The organism is Burkholderia sp. Cy-637, assembly GCF_011753175.1.
Taxonomy (GTDB): Bacteria; Pseudomonadota; Gammaproteobacteria; order Burkholderiales; family Burkholderiaceae; genus Burkholderia; species Burkholderia gladioli.
This window is the reverse complement of the sequence record NZ_VWWC01000021.1, coordinates 44,254-65,120: the sequence shown is the minus strand read 5'-3', so window position 1 is coordinate 65,120 and position 20,867 is coordinate 44,254. Positions and strand designations below refer to the sequence as shown.

14 protein-coding genes and 1 pseudogene are annotated in these 20,867 nt (G+C 69.4%); 5 read left to right on the top strand and 10 right to left on the bottom strand.

What is annotated here, in order from left to right; all coding sequences use genetic code 11:
* Positions 1 to 151, bottom strand: a pseudogene (locus tag F3J10_RS09100) (hopanoid biosynthesis associated radical SAM protein HpnJ); the annotation flags it as partial.
* A gap of 127 nt (positions 152 to 278) precedes the next feature.
* Complete coding sequence (gene hpnI, locus F3J10_RS09095) at positions 279 to 1,454, bottom strand: bacteriohopanetetrol glucosamine biosynthesis glycosyltransferase HpnI (RefSeq protein ID WP_167241920.1); 1,176 nt, start codon at positions 1,452 to 1,454, stop codon at positions 279 to 281.
* Positions 1,455 to 2,186: 732 nt separating this feature from the next.
* On the opposite strand from hpnI, the gene F3J10_RS09090 reads away from it, so the two are divergent.
* Positions 2,187 to 3,185, top strand: coding sequence for an LLM class flavin-dependent oxidoreductase (locus tag F3J10_RS09090; protein ID WP_025098875.1), 999 nt, complete (start codon positions 2,187 to 2,189; stop codon positions 3,183 to 3,185).
* Between the two features lie 72 nt (positions 3,186 to 3,257).
* On the opposite strand, the gene F3J10_RS09085 is transcribed toward F3J10_RS09090, so the two are convergent.
* Positions 3,258 to 4,460 (bottom strand): alpha/beta hydrolase, encoded by a 1,203-nt coding sequence (locus F3J10_RS09085; RefSeq protein ID WP_167241919.1) that lies wholly within the window; start codon positions 4,458 to 4,460, stop codon positions 3,258 to 3,260.
* A 170-nt stretch (positions 4,461 to 4,630) separates the two neighbouring features.
* Here F3J10_RS09085 and pdxY point away from each other — a divergent pair, with 170 nt between their 5' ends.
* The 3 genes from pdxY to F3J10_RS09070 all read left to right on the top strand — a co-directional run bounded on the left by pdxY (position 4,631) and on the right by F3J10_RS09070 (position 10,458).
* Positions 4,631 to 5,494, top strand: coding sequence for a pyridoxal kinase PdxY (pdxY, locus tag F3J10_RS09080; RefSeq protein WP_013697166.1), 864 nt, complete (start codon positions 4,631 to 4,633; stop codon positions 5,492 to 5,494).
* Positions 5,495 to 5,692: 198 nt separating this feature from the next.
* A complete protein-coding gene (locus F3J10_RS09075; RefSeq protein WP_167241918.1) occupies positions 5,693 to 8,170 on the top strand; it encodes an FAD-dependent oxidoreductase in 2,478 nt (825 codons plus the stop codon).
* Between the two features lie 191 nt (positions 8,171 to 8,361).
* Positions 8,362 to 10,458: a phospholipase C, phosphocholine-specific gene (locus F3J10_RS09070; protein ID WP_025098871.1), complete on the top strand. Its 2,097-nt coding sequence runs from the start codon at positions 8,362 to 8,364 to the stop codon at positions 10,456 to 10,458.
* Positions 10,459 to 10,614: 156 nt separating this feature from the next.
* Here the strand turns inward: F3J10_RS09070 and F3J10_RS09065 are convergent, their stop codons facing one another.
* From F3J10_RS09065 to F3J10_RS09045, 5 genes are all read right to left on the bottom strand, one after another.
* Entirely contained in the window at positions 10,615 to 11,457 is an 843-nt protein-coding gene (locus F3J10_RS09065) for an NAD(P)-dependent oxidoreductase (RefSeq protein ID WP_167241917.1), read from the bottom strand.
* Between the two features lie 213 nt (positions 11,458 to 11,670).
* Positions 11,671 to 12,429 carry a FadR/GntR family transcriptional regulator gene (locus tag F3J10_RS09060; RefSeq protein WP_013697162.1) on the bottom strand — a complete coding sequence of 253 codons (759 nt, stop codon included), beginning with the start codon at positions 12,427 to 12,429 and terminating at the stop codon, positions 11,671 to 11,673.
* Between the two features lie 319 nt (positions 12,430 to 12,748).
* Positions 12,749 to 13,216 (bottom strand): DUF2214 family protein, encoded by a 468-nt coding sequence (locus F3J10_RS09055; protein WP_025098869.1) that lies wholly within the window; start codon positions 13,214 to 13,216, stop codon positions 12,749 to 12,751.
* A 31-nt stretch (positions 13,217 to 13,247) separates the two neighbouring features.
* Positions 13,248 to 14,474, bottom strand: a complete 1,227-nt coding sequence (locus F3J10_RS36630) for a hypothetical protein (RefSeq protein WP_345791196.1) — start codon at positions 14,472 to 14,474, stop codon at positions 13,248 to 13,250.
* A 392-nt stretch (positions 14,475 to 14,866) separates the two neighbouring features.
* The gene (locus F3J10_RS09045) at positions 14,867 to 15,931 is read right to left on the bottom strand and encodes a glycosyltransferase family 4 protein (RefSeq protein WP_025098867.1); all 1,065 of its coding nucleotides are present in this window, start codon (positions 15,929 to 15,931) and stop codon (positions 14,867 to 14,869) included.
* Between the two features lie 625 nt (positions 15,932 to 16,556).
* Between F3J10_RS09045 and F3J10_RS09040 the strand changes: the two genes are divergently transcribed.
* Positions 16,557 to 18,395 (top strand): ABC transporter ATP-binding protein, encoded by a 1,839-nt coding sequence (locus F3J10_RS09040; protein WP_166911379.1) that lies wholly within the window; start codon positions 16,557 to 16,559, stop codon positions 18,393 to 18,395.
* A gap of 94 nt (positions 18,396 to 18,489) precedes the next feature.
* On the opposite strand, the gene otsA is transcribed toward F3J10_RS09040, so the two are convergent.
* Positions 18,490 to 19,887: an alpha,alpha-trehalose-phosphate synthase (UDP-forming) gene (otsA, locus tag F3J10_RS09035; RefSeq protein WP_036053658.1), complete on the bottom strand. Its 1,398-nt coding sequence runs from the start codon at positions 19,885 to 19,887 to the stop codon at positions 18,490 to 18,492.
* The gene (gene otsB / locus F3J10_RS09030; protein ID WP_167241915.1) at positions 19,884 to 20,636 is read right to left on the bottom strand and encodes a trehalose-phosphatase; all 753 of its coding nucleotides are present in this window, start codon (positions 20,634 to 20,636) and stop codon (positions 19,884 to 19,886) included. The genes otsA and otsB overlap by 4 nt, the downstream gene beginning before the upstream one ends.
* Between the last annotated feature and the right edge of the window lie 231 nt (positions 20,637 to 20,867).

Here is a 20,867-nt window from a genome sequence, read left to right as displayed (position 1 = left end):
CGAGCACGCGGCTGCCGGGCACCAGGGCGGCGGGCTGGGCCAGCCAGGTGGGATACCAGAACGAGCGGATCTCGCGCTTGGCCTGGTAGCGCGAGCCGGCGCCGCCGTCGAAGCCGTCATAGGACGGTGCCTGCAGGAACAGCGTCTTCAGTGGGGTTGCGTTTGCTTGCATGATTCGTCTCGATACGATCAGGTTCGTCAATCCGCGCGGCGGGCCGCGCGCCCGTTCAGTCCAGTTCCGTCGAAACGCGTCGCGCCGGGCGCGCGCCGCGCCGTTCTCATCGTCCTTCGCCGCCCTCGCCGAGGCTCGCGCGCGCGCCGCCGGCCACCGCGATGCGCGCGCCGCGCCAGATCACGTGGGTGCCGAACGCGGCCGCGATCCAGACGCAGAACAGCAGCGCGTCGCGCACCGGCACCAGCGGCAGGTCGCGCCAGAACACCAGCCGGCTCGGCGAGCCGCGCGCATGCAGCACCAGCCGCGCCAACACGCCGGCGCTCGCCGCGCAGGCGGCGATCAGGCCGGGCAGCGTGGCTTCCAGGCGCACCGCCAGGTGCGCGCCCACCAGCAGCCAGGGTGCCGTGAAGGTGATCAGCAGGCTGGCGAAGCCGCCGCCCTTCAGCGAACGGATGGTGCGCAGCCAGCGCGTCTCGCGCGCCCACAGCGCGGCGAAGCTGGCCTCGATCACGTCGGTCCTCACGCTCACCTCGGACAGCACGGTGCGACGCCCCACGCGGCGCGGCAGGGCGGCCAGCCAGTAGTCGTCGGCCAGCTCGTCCTTGAGCGCGGCGAGGCCGCCGATCCGATCGAGCGTGTCGCGGGTGAGCGCCAGCGTTGCGCCGAAGCCGAAATCGGACGAACCGCCCAGGTGCGCGATGCGCACCGAGGGCGCGAACCAGGCGTCGACGAACTGCGCGCCGATGCGCGCCCAGAAACCGCCGACATCGCGTGCGTGATAGAGGCAGGTGACCACGCCGATCGACGGGTCGGCCAGCGGCGCGCTCACGCGTTCGAGATAGTCGGGGCCGACGGCGATGTCGCTGTCGGCGATCACCAGGCGGTCGTAGCGCGCGCGCCCGGCGATGTTGATCAGGTTGCTGACCTTGAGGTTCTTGCCGTGCACGCGCGAATCGATCACCAGTTCGAGATCGCAGCCGGGGAAATTGGCCTGCACGCGACGCACCACGGCGATCGCCGGATCGGTGGGCGAAGCCACGCCGCAGACGATCTGGTAGCGCGGATGGCGCTGCGAACAGAAGGTGGCGAGGTTCTCGTAGAGACGCGGCTCGGCGCCGTAGAGCGGCTTGAGCACGCTGACCGGGGCGCGCCAGCCCTCGCGTGCCGCCGACGAGGGCATGCGCGGCGCGGGCGCCAGCGCCGCGAACCAGGCATAGGCGCAGGCCGCGCAGGTCAGCGCGACCAGCAGCCAATCCACCACGTTGAACAGGCCGGTCATGATGCGCTCCCGGCGGCGGCACGGCCGCCTCGGAGCAGGAAGAAACGCGATGCGGTAACGACGACTGCGACTGACACGGTCCCGACTCCTGGCGCCCGGGCCGAGGCCCCAGGCGATGGTGGTATCGATCGTGAACGCCGCCGATTCGGCGATTGCCGCTTGATCCGGCCATCGCTTTTCATGAATCCCGCGGCGTGTCTTGAATATCGGGGCCGAGTGTATCAGCGAACTCCGAAACCCTGCCCGGAGCCACTCACGACATGGCAGAAACTGCACATATCGACACAGATGATCGACTTTTCGACGCAATAACGGGGGCGATAACGTAAGCGATTCGCATGTCGATTGCCAGCCTCCTTGTCAGACTCATGTAGCATTTCCACTAAAAATCTGTCGATTCAAATGGATTTCGACAAATATTTCGGCGTATTACCGCTGATTCCGCTCACGTTATCGAAGAAATATGACGGTCACATATCGTGCAATTGATGTGCTGTTCTGTCGCACTTGCGGAACCTTCGGCGCCGAGCGTCACGGCGCTGCCGCCGGCAGGCTCACCCTGCGCCCGACAGGGTTATCGGCGCGCCGTCAGCGGGCTCGACAGGGCTTTGGCACAATCGGCGGCACCCGACGTCATGATCCCGCCGCGCAGCAAGGCAGGCGCATCGCCAGCAGGCCGCGCCCGCGCCGCCCGGCAGCCGTGACGCCCCACTTTCCGATAGCCACCCGCCCATGATCCCGTTCTCCGTTCTCGATCTCGCGCCGATTCCCCAAGGCGCCGATGCCGGCCAGGCGTTCCGCAACTCGCTCGACCTCGCCCAGCACGTCGAACGCTGGGGCTACCAGCGCTACTGGCTGGCCGAGCACCACAACATGCCCGGCATCGCCAGCGCGGCCACCGCCGTGGTGATCGGCCATATCGCCGGCGGCACCAGCACGATCCGCGTCGGCTCGGGCGGCATCATGCTGCCGAACCACGCGCCGCTGGTGATCGCCGAGCAGTTCGGCACGCTCGCCTCGCTCTACCCGGGCCGCATCGAGCTGGGCCTGGGCCGCGCGCCCGGCACCGACCAGACCACCGCGCGCGCGTTGCGACGCGACCTGGTCGGCAGCGCCGATTCGTTTCCCGACGACGTGGTGGAGCTGCAGCGCTATTTCGCCGAGCCGGTGGAAGGCCAGCGCGTGCGCGCGGTGCCGGGCGCGGGGCTGAACGTGCCGCTCTGGCTGCTCGGCTCGAGCCTCTTCTCGGCGCAGCTGGCCGCCATGCTCGGCCTGCCCTTCGCCTTCGCCTCGCACTTCGCGCCCGACTACCTGATGCGGGCGCTGGAGATCTATCGCGCGCAGTTCCGGCCGTCGGCCACGCTCGACAAGCCGCATGCGATGGTGGGCATCAACGTGTTCGCGGCCGACACCGACGACGAGGCGCGGCGCCTGTTCACCTCGCTGCAGCAGCAGTTCCTGAACCTGCGGCGCGGCACGCCGGGCAAGCTGCCGCCGCCCGTCGAGGTGCTCGAGGGCAGCGAGTTCGAACTCGCCAACGTGGCGCAGGCGCTGTCGTTCGCGGCGGTGGGCTCGCGCGACACGGTGCGCGAACGGCTCAAGCGCCTGATCGCGCAGACCGGCGCCGACGAGCTGATCGTCGCCGCGCAGATCTACGATCACGCCGCGCGCGTGCGCTCCTACGAGATCACCGCGCAGGTGCGCGACGAGATCGCGGCGCAAGGCGCCTGATCGCTTGATCCAAAGGAAGGGAACTCGCGCGCGACGGCCGCTCGGGCGCCGCGCGCGCGGGGCGAACGCCCCTTATTTCGCGGCCTGGCCGCCCGCGGACGCGGCTGCCGTGTGCGGTGCCGCGAGCCAGCCCAGCAGCGCCTTGTGGAAGGCCGCCGGATCCTGCATCTGCGGCGCGTGGCCGAGCGCGGGAAACTCGATCAGCGTCGAGCCCGGAATCGCCGCGTGCGCGCGCTTGCCGAGCTCGGGATAACGACCCAGCCTGGCATGCACCTCGGGCGGCGCGACGTCCTTGCCGATCGCCGTGGTGTCCTTGTCGCCGATCATCAGCAGCGTCGGCACGCGGATCAGGCCGAATTCATACACCACCGGCTGGCTCAGGATCATGTCGTAGAGCAGGGCCGAATTCCAGGCCACGATATCGCGGCCCGGGCCGCGGTACATGCCGGCCAGCATCTGCACCCAGCGCTCGTAGTTCGGCGACCACTCGCCCGCGTAGTAGGTGCTCTGCTCGTAGCGGCGAATGCTGTCGGCGGTGGTCTTCAGCTCGCGCGCGTACCAGTAGTCCACCGTCAGCGGCGGCACGCCCAGCGCCTTCCAGTCCTCCAGGCCGATCGGGTCGACCAGCACCAGCTGCTGGGTCGCCTTCGGATACATCAGCGCGTAACGCACGGCGAGCATGCCGCCGGTGGAATGGCCGATCACGGTCGCCTCCTTCACGCCCAGCGATTCGAGCAGCGCATGCGTGTTGTGCGCGAGCTGCTGGAAGCTGTACTGGTAGCGCTCGGGCTTGGTCGACTTGCAGAAGCCGATCTGGTCCGGCGCGATCACGCGATAACCGGCGCGGCTCAGCACCTCGATCGACCCTTCCCAGGTGGCCGCGCAGAAGTTCTTGCCGTGCAGCAGCACCACCGTGCGGCCGTTCGCGTGCTCGGGCTTGACGTCGAGATAGGCCATCTGCAGCGGCTCGCGCTGCGAGGTGAAGGCGTAGCGGTGGACCGGGTAGGGATACTCGAAACCCTCGAGCTCGGGGCCGTAGGCCGGCCCCTCGTTGCCGGCCGCGGCCGAGGCGAGCGCTGCCGGCGAGGCGGCCGGCAGCGTGACCGCGCCCGAGGCGAGCGCCTCGGACTCCGCGGCAAGGCTCGCCGACGCGGGCGCGAGCAGCGCGGCGGCAAGGGCCGCGCCGCCGAGCATGCCGGCCGGGAAGCGTGCCGACGAGCAGGCCGACAAGCACGCTGACAGGCGCGAGGAAACAATCGTGCGGATCGAAAACATCGTGGGATACCGGGCAAGAGGAAGGGAACGGCGCGACGTTCGCGATTTTACGTTCAGTAAGCCAGGGCTGCCGCGAGGCGCGCCGGCGCCCGTATTACCGCGTGTTTCCGCGCGGCTGCAACTTAATGTATCGTTCATGACAGCCCCGAACCCGCGACGAGCCGCCGACCATGAAGAACGTCCTCAGCATCCAGTCGCACGTGATCTACGGACATGCGGGCAACAGCGCGGCCGTGTTCCCGATGCAGCGCCTGGGCGTCAACGTCTGGCCGCTCAACACGGTCCAGCTCTCCAATCACATGCAGTACGGCAACTGGGCCGGCAGCGCGATCGACGCGGCCAAGATGGAGCAGTTGGTGGACGGCATCGCCGCGATCGGCGCGCTCAAGCGCTGCGACGCGATCCTCTCGGGCTTCCTCGGCTCGCCGGCGCAGGCGCATGCGGCGGTCGACATCGTGCGCACCGTCAAGTCGATGAACCCGAACGCCTGGTATTTCTGCGATCCCGCGATGGGCCAGACCGGCGGCATCCGGCCCGAACCCGGCGTGGAGGAATTCATCGTCACCGAGCTGCCCGCGCTCGCCGACGGCATGGCGCCCAATCACAGCGAGCTGCAGAAGCTGGCCGGGCGCCGCGTCGAGACGGTGCGCGAGGCGGTCGACGCCTGCCGCGAGATCATCCGGCGCGGGCCCAAGGTGATCCTGGTCAAGCACCTGCACGATCGCAACAGTCCCGCCGATCGCTTCAACATGCTGGCCGTCACCGAGCACGAGGCCTGGATCGGCCAGCGCCCGCTGTATGCCTTCCCGCGCCACCCGGTCGGCGTGGGCGACCTGACCAGCGCGGTGTTCGTGGCGCGGCGGCTGCGCGGCGACTCGGTGCGCGCCGCCTTCGAGCACACGCTGGCGGCCGTGCACGCCGTCGTCAAGGCCACCTACGACGCGCGCCGCTACGAGCTCGAACTGGTCGCCGCGCAGGACGAGATCGCCAATCCGAGCGAGTGGTTCGGCGCCTGGGTGACCGATATCGAGTGAGGCGCCGGCCGTTGGCCGCGCTTTCATCAACCGCCTGATCGGCCTTCGCCGCGCCGCCGGCTCGTCCACCCTGCCTCGCCCCTCTCGTCTCGATTCCCACGCGATACACCCCGCTTGAGCAGTTGGATCCCGTTGCGTCGCAAATGTGTCATTTTTAGGCAATACGATGCGTTTTGTTGCAATCGACCCAAGCTCGCGATGACCGCCTCCCGCTCCGCCCTTCCCTCCCATGCCCGCGTCGTGATCATCGGCGGCGGGATCATCGGCTGCTCCACGGCCTACCACCTGGCGCGCGCCGGCATCACCGACGTGGTGCTGCTCGAACAGGGCCAGCTCTCCTGCGGCACCACCTGGCACGCCGCCGGCCTGGTCGGCCAGTTGCGCACGCAGCGCAGCCTGACCCAGCTGGTGCGCTACTCGACCGAGCTCTATGCCTCGCTGGAGGCCGAGACGGGGCTGGCCACCGGCTGGAAGCGCTGCGGCTCGCTGTCGGTGGCGCGCACCGCCGAGCGGCTCACCCAGCTCAAGCGCAGCGCCGCCACGGCGCGCGCCTACGGCGTGGAATGCGAGTTGATCGACGCGCGCGCGGCCGGCGATCTGTGGCCCGCGATGCGCAGCGACGATCTCGCCGGCGCGGTCTGGCTGCCCGGCGACGGCAAGGCCAATCCGACCGACCTCACGCAGTCGCTGGCGCGCGGCGCCCGCCAGCGCGGCGTGCGCATCGTCGAGGGCGTGCGCGTCACCGAGCTGCTGAGCGAGCGCACCGGCACGCGCCGCCGCGCGAGCGGCGTGAACTGGCGCGACAAGGATGGCCAGGGCGGCACGCTGGCCGCCGAGATCGTGGTCAACTGCGCGGGCCAGTGGGCCAAGGGCCTGGGCCGGCTGGCCGGGGTCACGGTGCCGCTGCATTCGGCCGAGCACTACTACATCGTGACGGGCCGGATTCCCGGCGTGCATCCCGAGCTGCCGGTGATGCGCGACCCCGACGGCTACATCTACTTCAAGGAGGAAGTGGGCGGCCTGGTGATGGGCGGCTTCGAGCCCGACGCGAAACCCTGGGGCATGGACGGCATCCCCGAGGACTTCGAATTCCAGCTGCTGCCCGACGACTGGGACCAGTTCGAGATCCTGATGCGCAACGCGCTGCATCGCGTGCCCGAGCTGGAGACGGCCGAGGTCCGGCAGTTCTACAACGGGCCCGAATCGTTCACGCCCGACAATCACTTCATCCTCGGCGAGGCGCCCGAGCTGGCGAACTTCTTCGTCGGCGCCGGCTTCAACTCGATGGGGATCGCCTCGGCGGGCGGCGCGGGCCGCGCGCTGGCGGAATGGATCGTCGACGGCGAGCCGGGCATGGACCTGTGGTCGGTCGACATCCGCCGCTTCGCGCGCCTGCACGGCAACGACGCCTGGCTGCACGACCGCGTCAAGGAAACGCTGGGGCTGCACTATGCGATGCCCTGGCCGAACCGCGAGCTCGACAGCGCGCGCGGCGTGCGGCGCTCGCCGATCCATGCGCGGCTGGAAGCGGCCGGCGCCTGCTTCGGCAGCCGCATGGGCTGGGAGATCGCCAACGTGTTCGCGCCGCCGGGCCAGGCGCCGCGCATCGACTACCGCTTCGGCCGGCAGAACTGGCACGACTGGAGCGCGGCCGAGCATCGCGCCGCGCGCGAGGGCGTGGCGCTGTTCGATCGCAGCGCGCAGGCCAAGCTGCTGGTGAAGGGGCGCGACGCCGAGCGCGCGCTGCAGTCGCTGGCGGCCGCCGACCTGGCGGTGGCGCCCGGCACCGTGCTGCGCGCGGCGATCCTCAACGCGCGCGGCGGCTACGAATCGGATCCGGACGTCGCGCGCCTGGCCGACGACCAATTCCTGCTCGTCACGGGCGTCGCGCAGGTCACGCGCGACCTCGACCTGCTGGAGCGGCATCTCGATGCCGCCGGGCTGCACTGCGTCGCCGTCGACGTGACGGGCCAGTACGCGCTGTTCTCGCTGCTCGGGCCGCGCTCGCGCGCGCTGCTGCAAAGCGTGTCGAAGGCCGCGCTCGATGCGGCGGCCTTCCCGCTCGGCACGATGCGCGAGATCGACCTGGGCCATGCCACGGTGCGCGCGCTGCATCACCCGATCGTCGGCGAGCCGGGCTGGGACCTGCTGGTGCCGGTCGAATCGGCGCTGCTGGTGTTCGACACGCTGCAGGCGGCCGGCGCCGCCTTCGGCCTGGCCTGCGCGGGCGAGTACGCGCTCGAGTCGCTGCGCATCGAGAACGGCCGCGCGAGCTGGGGCCGCGAACTGTCGCCGGGGCTCGATCCCTTCGAGGCGGGCCTGGACGCGCTCTGCCAGCACGCCGCACCCGGCGCCTTCCCGGGCGCCGCCGCGCTCGCGGCCAAGGCGGGACAGCCCTGCGCGCGGCGCGTGGTGGCGCTCAGCGTCGACGGCCGCCCCGACGTCACGCTGTGGGGCGGCGAGGGGATCCTGCGCGACGGTCGCCCGGTCGGCACGCTCAGCTCGGCCGCGTTCGGCCACACGCTCGGCGCGCCGGTCGCGCTGGGCGTGATCGCCTGCGATCCAGGGCAGCCCGACCCGAGCCTGGGCCGCTACGAAATCGAGCTGGCCGGCGAGCGGCTCGCGGCGAGCCTGCACCGGTTTTCCCCGACTGCCGGAGATTCCGGGAAAAAGTGAAAATAAGCCGGCTTTCAGGCGATTTTCATTTTGTTTTCAGCATCGCAAACGTTGTCGCCAGTCACGCGAATGACACCGTTTGCTCGCTATTCTCGCCACCACATTCGCGGCGCAAGGGCACGCCGCGATCGTAGCTTTCCCAGCGGCCGTACTGGCACGGCCGTCCCTCCCCGCCGCACAGGAAGAAACAAATGACGACGAAGCATCGCCGTGACTTTCTGCGTCTGGCCGCCGGCACCGCCGGCGCCGCCGCGCTCAGCGTATTTCCCCCCGTGATTCGCAACGCACTCGCGATTCCCGCGAACCGCCGCACCGGCACCATCCGCGACATCGAACACATCGTGATCCTGATGCAGGAGAACCGTTCGTTCGACCATTACTTCGGCACGCTGCGCGGCGTGCGCGGCTTCGGCGATCCGCGCCCGCTGGCGCTGGCCAGCGGCAAGTCGGTGTTCCACCAGCCGGCCGGCACGGGCGAGCTGCTGCCCTTCCACCCGAGCGCCGCGAACCTCGGCATGCAGTTCATCCAGGATCTGCCGCACGGCTGGCAGGACATGCACGCGGCCTGGAACAACGGCCGCTACGACCAGTGGGTGCCCAACAAGGGCACCACCTCGATGGCCTACATGCAGCGCGGCGACATCCCGTTCCACTACGCGCTGGCCGATGCCTTCACGATCTGCGACGCCTACCACTGCTCGATCCCGAGCTCGACCGACCCGAACCGCTACTACATGTGGACCGGCTACGTCGGCAACGACGGCCAGGGCGGCGGCCCGGTGCTCGGCAACGAGGAAGCGGGCTACGGCTGGACCACCTATCCGGAAGTGCTGGAGAAGGCCGGCGTGTCGTGGAAGATCTACCAGGACGTCGGCGAAGGCCTGAACGCGGCGGGCTCGTGGGGCTGGACCAGCGACAACCCGTACATCGGCAACTTCGGCGACAACTCGCTGCTCTACTTCAACCAGTACCGCAACGCGCAGCCGGGCAACCCGCTGTACGACAAGGCCCGCACCGGCACCGACATCAGCGCGGGCGGCACGCTGTTTGACGTGCTGAAGGCCGACGTGGCGAACGGCACGCTGCCGCAGGTATCGTGGATCTGCTCGCCGGAAGCCTATTCCGAACATCCGAACTGGCCGGCCAACTACGGCGCCTGGTACGTCGAGCAGGTGCTCGCCACGCTGACCTCGAACCCGGAGGTCTGGAGCAAGACCGCGCTGTTCATCACCTACGACGAGAACGACGGCTTCTTCGACCACGTGCCGCCGCCGTTCGCGCCGCAATCGCGCGACAACGGCCTGTCGACGGTGGCGACCACCAACGAGGTGTTCCCCGGCGACGCCACCCATGTGGCCGGCGCCTACGGGCTCGGGCCGCGCGTGCCGATGATCGTGGTCTCGCCCTGGACCAAGGGCGGCTGGCTGTGCTCGCAGACCTTCGATCACACCTCGCTGCTGCAGTTCATCGAGGCGCGTTTCGGCGAGCAGTACAGCATCCCGGCCTCGAACGTGTCGCCGTGGCGTCGCACCGTGTGCGGCAACCTGACCAGCGCCTTCGACTTCCGCGATCCGGACGCGCGCCTGCCGCAACTGCCGGACACCAGCGGCTACGCGCCGCCCGATCGCAACACGCACCCGAGCTACACGCCGATCCCGCCGAGCACGCAGGCGGTGCCGAAGCAGGAATCGGGGCTGCGTCCGGCGCGCGCCCTGCCCTACGAGCTGTTCGTGTTCGGTCGCGTCGATTCCACCACCGGCAAGTTCAAGCTGTGGTTCGCCAACACCGGCCGCGCCGGCGCGGCGTTCCAGGTGCAGGCCGCCAATCGCACCGACGGCCCCTGGGCCTACACGGTCGACGCCTATCGTCGCTTGTCGGACAGCTGGAGCACCGCCGCCACGCTCGGCCTCTACGACCTGTCGGTGTATGGCCCGAACGGCTTCTTCTGCCAGTTCCGCGGCACCACCTCGGCCGGCGAGGGCCGCACGCCGAACCCGGAAGCGCTGTACGGCTACGACGTGATCAACGGCAACCTCACGCTGCGCCTGTCGAACCGCGGCCGCACGGCGGTGCGCCTGACCGTGTCGAACGGCTATGGCGGCCATACGCGCACCTACGAGCTGTTCCCGGGCCAGCGCATCGACGACTACTGGGACCTGCGCGGCAGCCACGGCTGGTACGACCTGACGGTCAGCGACGGCACCTCGGCGGGTTTCCTGCGCCGCTTCGCCGGCCACGTCGAGACCGGCCGCGCGAGCACCAGCGATCCGGCGATCGCCACGCTGTAAACGGCGACGGCGAGCGTCGCGTGATGCGAGGCTCGCCGTCTGCCGGGTCTCTCGCGCCGCCGCGGCGATCGTGCTGTCGATCGATCGCCGCGAGCGCCGCCCCGCTGCCCCGCCGGCCCATCGATGGCCGCCGGGGCAGCGGCTTTTCCGCGGTCCTTACCGGGTGATCTTCGGCTCGCCCATCGGCTCGCCGACCACGAAGGCGCCGCCCTGGTAGCGCTGCGCCGGATCGTCGAGATTGCGGTCCGGGCCGCTGGCGGGGAACAGGTGCTCGAACGGCGCCGAGCTGTCCTGCGGACGGAAGCCGAGGAATTGCGCCTTGCCGTTGTCGATCCACTTGGTGCGGTTGTCCGACACGCCGTAGACGATCGCATGGCCGACGCGGTTGGTCATCAGCGAGCAGCGCACCAGCTCGATGAAGTCGCGGAAGCTCAGGAAGGTCACCAGCATGCGCGGGTTCTTCGGCACGTCGAACGAGGAGCCGATCCGCAGGCACACCGTCTCCAGGCCGAAGCGGTCGTAGTAATAGCGCGACAGCGATTCGCCGAAGCACTTGGTGACGCCGTAGAGCGAGTCGGGGCGCATCGGCGAATCGATGTCGACCACCTCGGTGACGGGGTGGAAGCCCACCACATGGTTCGAGCTGGCGTAGACCACGCGGCGCACGCCGAACTGGTGGGCGGCGGCGTAGAGGTTGTAGACGCCGCGGATGTTGGCTTCGATCAGCGCATCGAAGGGCGCGTCGACCGAGATGCCGCCGAGGTGGATGATCGCGTCGACGCCCTCCACCAGCGCGTTGACGGCCGCGCGATCGGCCAGGTCCGCCACCATCGCTTCCTCGTGCGGGGCCGCGTCGCCGAGCGGGGCGATGTCGCTGACGCGGACGATGTCGGCCCAGTCGCCGAGCGCGGCGCGCAGTTGGCGACCGAGATTGCCCGCCGCGCCGGTCAGCAGCAGGCGGCGGAACGGCTTGGCGGTCGTGGAAGTCGGCGAAGTCACGGCGGGATCCTCTCTGAAGGTCGGTGTCGATACGGTGGCAAGGCGGGCGCGAACGCAGCCGAAGGCCAGAACCGCGATCTTATACGATGACTGACGTTTTGGACACTGAGCGAGAACCCGTAGCCGGAACCGCGGCCGGCAATGGCCGCCCGCGGTTCACGTCAGCGGCGGCTTCCGGGCGACGCCGCGACAACCACGGCGCCGCCAGCCGGCTTATTCGTGGCCGTCGCGGCCGGCTTCCGCCGCTTCGTGCGCGCGGCGCAGGCGCTCGCGGCTGTTGGTCAGGTGGGTGCGCATCGCCGCGCGCGCCGCTTCCGGGTCGCGTCGCGCGATCGCCTCGAAGATCGCCTCGTGCTCGTGGTTCAGACGTCCGACGTAGCGCTCCAGGTCGTCCCCGGCGAAGCGCGCCGAATTCACCCGCGCGCGCGGGATGATCGAGGTGCCGAGCTGGGTCATGATGTCGACGAAATAGCGGTTGCCGGTGGCTTGCGCGATCTGCAGGTGGAAGTGGAAATCGAGCTGGGCGGTGTCGCGCCCGCTCGAGGCGCTCTGCGCGATCGCGTCGAGCGCGCGGCGCAGCGCGACCAGATCGGCCTCGTTGGCGCGCTGGGCGGCCAGGCTGGCGCATTCGCTCTCCAGGCTGATGCGCAGCTCGAGCACGGCGAGCACGTCGCGCAGCGTGGTGATGGTGGCCGGGTCGATGCCGAGCGCGCGGCGGCGCTCCGGTGCCAGCACGAAGCTGCCGATGCCATGGCGCGTCTCGATCAGGCCGCTGGCCTGCATCCGCGAGATCGCCTCGCGCACCACGGTGCGGCTCACGCCCTGGCTGGCCATCACCTCGGTCTCGGTCGGCAGCTTGTCGCCGGGCCGCAGGGTGCCGTTCTCGATCTGCGACGTCAGTGCGTCGACGACGTCTTGCGCGAGGCTGCGAGCGCGGCGACGCGGGGGCACGGGAAGCGCGGGCACGGACATGGGGCCTGTATCCTTAAAATGATGATCCGATCGTGAGCGGATGAGGTCGAATTGGCGCGGCCATTATACTGCCTCGCTAGTCATCCGATGACTGATGTTTCCCCCAATCCTTTATCGGCGGGGATCTGGCGGGATCGCGCTGCACGCGGTCGGATGTCGAATCATCGCACTTCTGGAGCGGCCCATACAAGCCAGTCTCGGGAACGTGCCGTGCTCATCAGCGGGCTTGAACCGCGGCGTGGCAGAAGCGAGCGCAACGCCATCGCGCAGCCCGAATGGAAAGCCCGTCGAAAGAATCGTCGACCTGCCTCGTCGCGGCTCAGCCCGCGAACACGCCGCGCGCCATGCCGGCCGCCGCGAACACGATGACGATGATCAACGCAGCCTGCGCGTGGCAGATCCGCGAATAGCCATGGGCGCGCGAAACGTCGGGCACGCCGCCGCGTGCCACCGCGCCGCGCCAGCGGATCAGCGCCAGCATCGGTCGGATCTCCAGCAGCAGGATGATCACCAGGGCCGTCATCTTCAGGTGAAACAGGGGCGCGTGCAGATAGTAGGCGCTGCCCTTCTCGAAACCGCCGAAGGCACGCATCAGGCCCGTGACGATCAGCACCAGGGCCGTCAGCCCCCAGCCCGTGTCGGCCCGGAACAGCGCGCGCAGGTCGGCGACCTGCGGCGAGTCGGCCGCCGCGATGCGCTTGAAGGCGCGGTTGCGCGTGGCGATCGCGGCCAGGGCCAGGCCGAATGCGCTGAGATGGATCGCGGCCAGCAGCCAGTGGGTGATCATGCTCGTCTCCTCGGGGCCGGCGCGAACGCGCTCAGACGAACTGCCTGAGCGTGGCGTCCAGCGCGCGGGCGGCCGCCCGATCGCCTTCGGTGGCGAGCGGCGCGCGCATCACGCTCTTGCGGTTGTGGCCGACCGCCGCCGGCGAATTCCACAGCAGCTCGACCTTGGGCCGCGAGAACGGCCGGCCGCGCGGGATATCGCCGGCCAGCGGCACGCCGGGGCGGCCATAGGCGGCCTGGGAGTTGGGCGGCGTCGCGGCAGTGTCGGCGCTTGGGGCCGAGGCGGAAACGTCGGTCGAAGCGGTATCGATCGGAAGATCGGGCTGCGCCGAGGCGGCCTCGATGGTTGCGGCCGGCGCGGAGGTGTCGACGCCGGCGGGCTGGTCGATCGGCAGCGCCTGCTCCGTCGCGGAAGAATCGATCGCGGGCGCGGCAGGGGCTTGCGGCGCGATCGCGCCCGGCTCCGGCTGGATCGCCGAGGACGCGTCCAGCGGCACCGCAGTCGAAACCGCGGCCTGGGCCGCCGTTGCGGGCGGCTCGGCGGATTCCGCCCGCGCCCCGCCCTCGCTCAACGCGCTCAACGGCGACTCGGCCGGAAGCACCGCCTCGGCTGCCATCGCCGAATCAGCCACCGGCACGGCGGTACTGACCGCCGCACCACGATCGCTCGCCCCCGCCGGCATGCCCGGCGCGAACGGCTCGGCCGCGCCCGCCGGGGCCGGCACGAAAGCCGCGGCAGGCGGCAACATCGTGCCGCGCGGCCAGCGCACCGCCAGCTCGCGCGCGTCGTACTGGCCGACCTTGCGGCTCTCCATCCAGACCACCACGGTGCGCGTCAGCACGTCGATCGAGATCGCGTAGCGGCCGATCGCGAAACGGCGCGCGGCGATATTGGTACGCCACAGCGGCTGCGGCCGGCAGATCCAGACCACCGCCGCATACAGCAGCGGCGCCGCGACCAGCCAGCCGTTGCTGGCCACCACGGCATGCATGCCGCGACGCCAGCCGGCGAACCAGATGAAGGCGCCGACCGACCAGGCGGCGAACAGGAAACCGAGCAGGGCGAACAGGCGCAAGGCCTGGCGCAGCCATTGCGGCAGCGGATGGGCGGGCCGCTCGGCGCGCGCGACGGCGCCGGGCAGGGTCAGCAGCAGGAACAGGAATACCAGGTTGACGCAGGCCCAGGGCGAGGACGCCATGGTCGAGACCGTCGACCAGTCCATCTGCGCCATCGCGTGCAGCCAGCGAACGAGCAGCACGAGACCGATCGCGCGCAACGCGAAGATGACGCCGGCACCGGGGGCCGGACTTGCGCGCGTGGTTTTCGTTCTCGCCAAAACAACTCTCCTGTCGATCTACCTGCGGGTGCCGGATTTTACGGCACGGCCATTATAGGGGCATGACCTGCCCGCCCACGCGGAAACCCCGCGGCACGACGGCGTTTCGCCGGGGCGCGCGGCGCGGATACAACACCGCCGGCACCGGTGCGGGCGGGGTGCCCCGCCCGGCGCCGGCGTGGCCCGAAGGCAGGCACCGGGCGAGTCTTGCGCCCGCGCCCGCTCCCGCCGCCGCCGTGCGCAGGCCGCCCAAAAACACGACGCCCCGCAGGGCAAACCCTGCGGGGCGTCGAGACCGGCGTAGAAAAGCGCGCTTAGTTGGCGTTGACTTCGCGCAGCACCGTGCGACGGCTCTGGCGCAGCAGCTCTTCGTAGACCTTGATGTAGTTGGCGGCCATCACCTTCGACGAGAAGCGCGATTCGAACGCACCGCGAACCCCTTCGCGCGGCAGCGTGTGCAGGCGCTTGACGGCGGCCACGGCCGAGATCTCGTCCTCGACCACGAAGCCCGACACGCCGTTGTCGATCACTTCCGGCACCGAACCGCGCTTGAACGCGATCACCGGCGTGCCGCAGGCCATCGCCTCGATCATCACCAGGCCGAAGGGCTCCGGCCAGTCGATCGGGAACAGCAGCGCGTGCGCGTTGCCGAGGAACTCGGCCTTCTGCGATTCGTTGATCTCGCCGATGTACTCGACGTGCGGCAGCGCGAACAGCGGCTTGATCTTCTCTTCGTAATAGGCGCGGTCGGCCTTGTCCAGCTTGGCCGCGATCTTGATCGGCAGGCCGGCCTGCTCGGCGATGCGGATGGCCGTGTCGACGCGCTTTTCCGGCGAGATGCGGCCCAGGAAGGCCAGGTAGCTCGGCTTGGCGTCCTTCGGCGGCGTCAGCAGGTTTTCCGGCAGGCCGTGGTAGACGGTCGGCTGCCAGTTCGCCTGCGGCAGCGGGATGCGCTGGTTGTCCGAGATCGACACCACCGGCACGGTGTTGAAGGTATTGAAGATCGGCTGCAGTTCCGGCAAGTCCAGGCGGCCGTGCATGGTCGTGACATGCGGCACCGGCTGGCGCGAGAACAGCGAGAACGGGTAATAGTCGATGTGGAAGTGCAGCACGTCGAACTCGTCGGCGCGGCGGCGCACTTCTTCCAGCAGCAGCATGTGGGGCGCCATCACGTCGCGGATGGTCGGATCCAGGCGCAGCGCCTGCGGCCAGAAGGCTTCGAGCTTCGCCGAGGTCTGCGAATCGCCGCTCGCGAACAGCGTCACGTCATGGCCCATCTCGACCAGTGCCTCGGTCAGGTAGGACACCACGCGTTCGGTGCCGCCGTAGAGCTTGGGGGGAACCGCCTCGTGCAACGGAGCGATTTGAGCGATTCGCATCTGGGAAACTCCTAAAAAATCAGGCTAAGTGGGCCGTAAGCCCTGCCGTCCGGCGAGCCGGACATGGTTCAAAAAGTGGGAAGACCCACCACCGGCTCGCGGCATCGAGGCACCATCGGCTGACGGCGCACTTGCATTCAACGGATCTCGACGTACCGCGTTGACAGCATCCCGTAAAAATTCCTGCGTGATCCGGAACCGCTGCCGGGCCGCCCTGTAAAAATGACTCAGGGTTAGCCCGAGGCGCATTATCGGACCGAAAGCTGGGTCCGGCGCGGAACATTTCAAAGAATTTACCTTGTTACAAAGGCGCAACATTTTGCAACCCTTGGATTTTCAAGGCGGAATTAGAGTAGGACCATCACGGGCGGCGCTGCGGCACCATTAGGGTCGGCGTCGCCTTTCGTTTTGCCGACTGACCGACGTCCGCGCAAGCCGCGCGGAAAGAGTGCGAGCCGACGGATTTTATCCCAAAATGCAGCGCGGACTGCAGATCGGATGCGATCCGGTGCGGCACAAACGTCGGGCTTGTTTACAATGCCGGCTTTCGTCCGCATCGCGGACCATCGCGGCGCGCGACGCACCCACGCCCCGCTCAACCTCCGTTCGACCACACGCACACATTTTGGAAGCTCTCACACCTGCCCAGCGCAACGCCCACAACGCGAAGCTCTCGAGCTATGCGAGCCGTCCCCTTGCGTTTCTGTTCCGCTATATCCGCAAGCATCCCGTCGCCCACCTGATCGTGCTGGCCAGCGTGCTGGCCGCGGTCGGCTGCGCGCTCGGCTCGCAATACGCGATCAAGCACCTGATCGACGTGCTGGCCGGCGGCCGCCATCATCCGGGCCCGCTGTGGGGCGCGTTCGCGCTGCTGGTCGGCCTGATCGCGGCCGACAACCTGCTCTGGCGCGTCGGCGGCTGGTTCGCCGCGCATACCTTCGTGGCGGTCACCGGCGACCTGCGCCGCGACCTGTTCCAGTACCTGAGCGGCCACTCGCCCACCTACTACGCGGAGAAACAGCCGGGCACGCTCGCCAGTCGCATCACCGCCACCTCGAACGCGGTCTACACGTCCGAGAACACCATGGCCTGGAACGTGCTGCCGCCGTGTATCGCGGTGGTGGGCGCGATCGTGATGATCATCGTGGTCAACCCGCTGATGGCGCTGGGCCTGTTCACCGCCTCGGCGATCCTGGCCGTGGTGCTGTTCAAGCTGGCCGGGCGCGGCTCGGCGCGCCACCACACGTTCGCCACCAAGGCCGCGGCGGTGGACGGCGAGTTGGTCGACGTGATCGGCAACATGGCCCTGGTGCGCGCCTTCGGCATGACGCTGCGCGAGCAGAAGCGCTTCGGCCAGACCGTCAAGGCCGAGATGGACGCGCGCCAGCAGAGCCTGCTCTACCTGGAGAAGCTGCGCCTGCTGCACGCGGTGATCACCGCCATGCTGTCGGCCGGCCTGCTGGGCTGGGCGCTGCTGCTCTGGGACCAGGGCAAGGCCACCTCGGGCGACATCGTGCTGGTCAGCTCGCTCGGCTTCACCATCCTGCACGGCACGCGCGACCTGGCGGTGGCGCTGGTGGACGTGACCCAGCACATCGCGCGCCTGGCCGAGGCGGTGCAGACCATCCTCGAGCCGCACGGCATGCCGGACCGCTCGGATGCCGTCGAGCTGAAGTCGCGCGGCGGGCGCGTCGAATTCGACCGCGTCACCTTCGCCTACCCGCATCGCCGCCCGATCCTCGACCACTTCGACCTGCGCATCGAGGCCGGCCAGCGGGTCGGCCTGATCGGCAAGTCGGGCGCCGGCAAGTCGACCGTGCTGGCGCTGCTGCAGCGCTTCTACGACGTGCAGGACGGCGCGATCAAGATCGACGGCCAGGACATCGCCGCGATCACCCAGGACAGCCTGCGCCAGCAGATCGCCCTGGTGCCGCAGGACATCTCGCTGCTGCACCGCTCGATCTACGAGAACATCGCCTACGGCCGCCCCGAGGCGAGCCGCGAGCAGGTGCTGGCCGCGGCGCGCGACGCGCGCTGCAGCGAGTTCATCGAGGCCATGCCGGACGGTTACGACACCGTGGTCGGCGACCGCGGCGTGAAGCTCTCGGGCGGCCAGCGCCAGCGCATCGCGATCGCGCGCGCGATCCTCAAGGACGCGCCGATCCTTTTGCTCGACGAAGCCACCTCGGCGCTCGACAGCGCCTCCGAGGAAGCGATCCAGGCCGCGCTCGACCGGTTGATGGTGGGCCGCACCGTGATCGCGATCGCGCACCGGCTCTCGACGCTGCGCAACTTCGACCGGATCATCGCGATGAGCACCGGCAAGGTGATCGACGACGGCTCGCCCGAGGAACTGCGCAACCGCCCGGGCCTCTATCGCGACCTGCTCGCCAAGCAGCACGGCCGCGACCTGATCGACGACGACGGCGACGACGAATCGCGCAGCGACGAGCGCGTGGCCTGAGCGCCCCTGCCCCTCGCCCCCAAAGAAAAACCGCCGGCTGGACCGGCGGTTTTTTCATGTCTGCCCGAGGCTCGCGGCAACGCGGGCCGATGTTTCAGTGCGTGCCGCCGCCCGCCTGCTGCAGATCGCGCAGGAAGTTGTCGCGCCACACCGAGACATTGTTCTCGCGCAGTTGCGCGATCATGTCCTCGTAGCGCGCGCGCCGCTCGGCCACCGGCATCGACAGCGCGCGGGCCAGCGCCTCGGCCATCCCGTCGATGTCCATCGGATTGACGATCAGCGCGCCGGTCAGCTCGCGCGCGGCGCCGGCGAAGCGCGACAGCACCAGCACGCCCGGATCCTCGGGATCCTGCGCCGACACGTATTCCTTGGCGACCAGGTTCATGCCGTCGCGCAGCGGCGTGACGAACCCGACGCGCGCGAGCCGGTACAGCGCGGCCAGCAGCGGACGCTCGTATTGCCGATGGATGTAGAGGATCGGCGCCCAGTCGAGTTCGGCGTAGCGGCCGTTGATGCGCCCGGACTCGCCCTCGAGCTGCAGGCGGATGTCCTGGTAGGCGCGCAGGTCGGCGCGCGTGGACGGCGCGATCTGCAGGAAGGACACGCGGTTGCGGTAGGCAGCCTCGTGTTCGAGCAGCTTCTCGAAGGCCCGGAAGCGCTCGACCAGGCCCTTCGAATAGTCGAGCCGGTCGACGCTCATCACCAGCTGGCGGCCATGCAGCGAGGTGGCGAGGGTGCGCACCGCGCGGCCGTTGGCGCCGGCCTGCGCGAGCGAGGCGATCTCGTCGGGATAGATGCCGATCGGATAGGCATGCGCGCGCAGCCGGCGACCGAAGGCCTCGATGGTGGCCGGGCCGCCGCCCTCGCGCCGCGCCGTGCCGCCCGCCTCGGCGTCGATGTAGTCGCAGAAGGCGCGCAGGTCGGGATCGGTCTGGAAGCCGAGCAGGTCGTAGGAACACAGCGCCTCGACCAGCTCGCGATGCGGCGGCACGTTGACCAGCACCTGCGCGGCGGGAAACGGGATGTGCAGGAAGAAGCCGATGCGGTTCTTCACGCCGGCCGCGCGCAGGGCCTGCGCGAACGGGATCAGGTGGTAGTCGTGGACCCAGATCACGTCGTCGTCGCGCAGCAGCGGCACCAATTGCTGCGCGAGCCAGACGTTGACGCGCGCGTAACCCTCGAATTCGTGGCGGTCGTACTGGATCAGGTCGGTGCGGTAGTGGAAGGCCGGCCACAGCGTGGCGTTCGAGAAGCCGCGGTAATACTGGTCGTAGTCGCGGCGCGCCAGGCCGATGGTGGCGAAGGTGACGGGCCCGCGCTCCTCGACGCGGATCTGCGGCGCGCCCGAGGCCACCACTTCCCCGCTCCAGCCGAACCACATGCCGCCGGTTTCCTTCAGCGCGTCGTAGACGCCGATCGCGAGACCGCCCGCCGCCGGTTCGCCCTCGGAAATCGGCGCGACCCGATTCGATACGATGATCAGTCGGCTCATGCCTGCGCGCGCCCCGCCGCGATCCATTGCGCGATCTGCGCGCGCATCGCCTCGACCGAATCGAGGCGCGTCTTCGCCGAGGTATCGCCGGCGCCGATCTTGATCGACAGCCCGCCCGCCGCGTCGACCACCGCGAAGCCCTTCTCGTCGGTCAGGTCGTCGCCGGCGAACACCGGGCGGCGCCCCGCGAAGGGCGGCTCGCCGAGGAAGGCGCTGATCGCGCGGCCCTTGTCGACGCCCTTGGGCTTGATCTCGAACACCATCTTGCCGGGCTGCAGCACATAGGCATCGGGATACTCGGCCACCAGCCGCTCGGCCGCCTCGCGCGCCACGCCCTCGCGTTCGGGCGCATTGCGGAAATGCAGCGCGACGGCCGCGCCCTTGATCTCGAGCAGGGTGCCGGGATTGCGCTCGACCACCGCGGCCAGTTCGCGCTCGATGCGCAGCAGGCGTTCGTCGTTGAAGCCGACGCGCATCGTGTCGCCGTTGGCGTCGCGCCGCTCCGCGCCGTGCAGGCCCGCCACCGGCAGGTCGGCCAGGCCGAGGAAGCTGTCGATGCTGTCGATGCCGCGCCCCGAGACGATCGCCACCGCGCCGCGCGCGAGCGTGCGCAGCTCGCTGAGCATGGCGGGCAGCGAATCGGGTACGTGGATGCCGTCGGGGGTGGGCGCGAGATCGACCAGCGTGCCGTCGAAGTCGAAGAAAAAGGCGGTGTCGGTCAGGGGGAGGGAAGCCGGGACAGGTTGCATCGGTTCTCTGATGAGGGTGGCGGCTGGCGGCAATCTTGCCGAAAGAATGTGCGCATCTTACCGCGCCCGCGCGGCCGAGCGCAAAAGGCGCCGGCCGGCTGCGCGTGCATGGATAAGGGTTCGCATGGAGGCGGACGGTGCGGCCGGGATGATTTTGTCGGCCGATTGCAAGCCCGCCGCGCGCGGCTATCGCCGGCATGCGGCGGTGCACATCCCTCGTATGAGGAATTG

Bases quoted from the DNA above. Each gene is read 5' to 3' on its own strand.
- F3J10_RS09070 (WP_025098871.1), top strand. From the start codon at position 8,362: ATGACGACGAAGCATCGCCGTGACTTTCTGCGTCTGGCCGCCGGCACC.
- F3J10_RS09055 (WP_025098869.1), bottom strand. From the start codon at position 13,216: ATGATCACCCACTGGCTGCTGGCCGCGATCCATCTCAGCGCATTCGGC.
- F3J10_RS09090 (WP_025098875.1), top strand. From the start codon at position 2,187: ATGATCCCGTTCTCCGTTCTCGATCTCGCGCCGATTCCCCAAGGCGCC.
- F3J10_RS09075 (WP_167241918.1), top strand. From the start codon at position 5,693: ATGACCGCCTCCCGCTCCGCCCTTCCCTCCCATGCCCGCGTCGTGATC.
- otsB (WP_167241915.1), bottom strand. From the start codon at position 20,636: ATGCAACCTGTCCCGGCTTCCCTCCCCCTGACCGACACCGCCTTTTTC.
- pdxY (WP_013697166.1), top strand. From the start codon at position 4,631: ATGAAGAACGTCCTCAGCATCCAGTCGCACGTGATCTACGGACATGCG.
- otsA (WP_036053658.1), bottom strand. From the start codon at position 19,887: ATGAGCCGACTGATCATCGTATCGAATCGGGTCGCGCCGATTTCCGAG.
- F3J10_RS09045 (WP_025098867.1), bottom strand. From the start codon at position 15,931: ATGCGAATCGCTCAAATCGCTCCGTTGCACGAGGCGGTTCCCCCCAAG.
- F3J10_RS09085 (WP_167241919.1), bottom strand. From the start codon at position 4,460: ATGTTTTCGATCCGCACGATTGTTTCCTCGCGCCTGTCAGCGTGCTTG.
- F3J10_RS09060 (WP_013697162.1), bottom strand. From the start codon at position 12,429: ATGTCCGTGCCCGCGCTTCCCGTGCCCCCGCGTCGCCGCGCTCGCAGC.
- hpnI (WP_167241920.1), bottom strand. From the start codon at position 1,454: ATGACCGGCCTGTTCAACGTGGTGGATTGGCTGCTGGTCGCGCTGACC.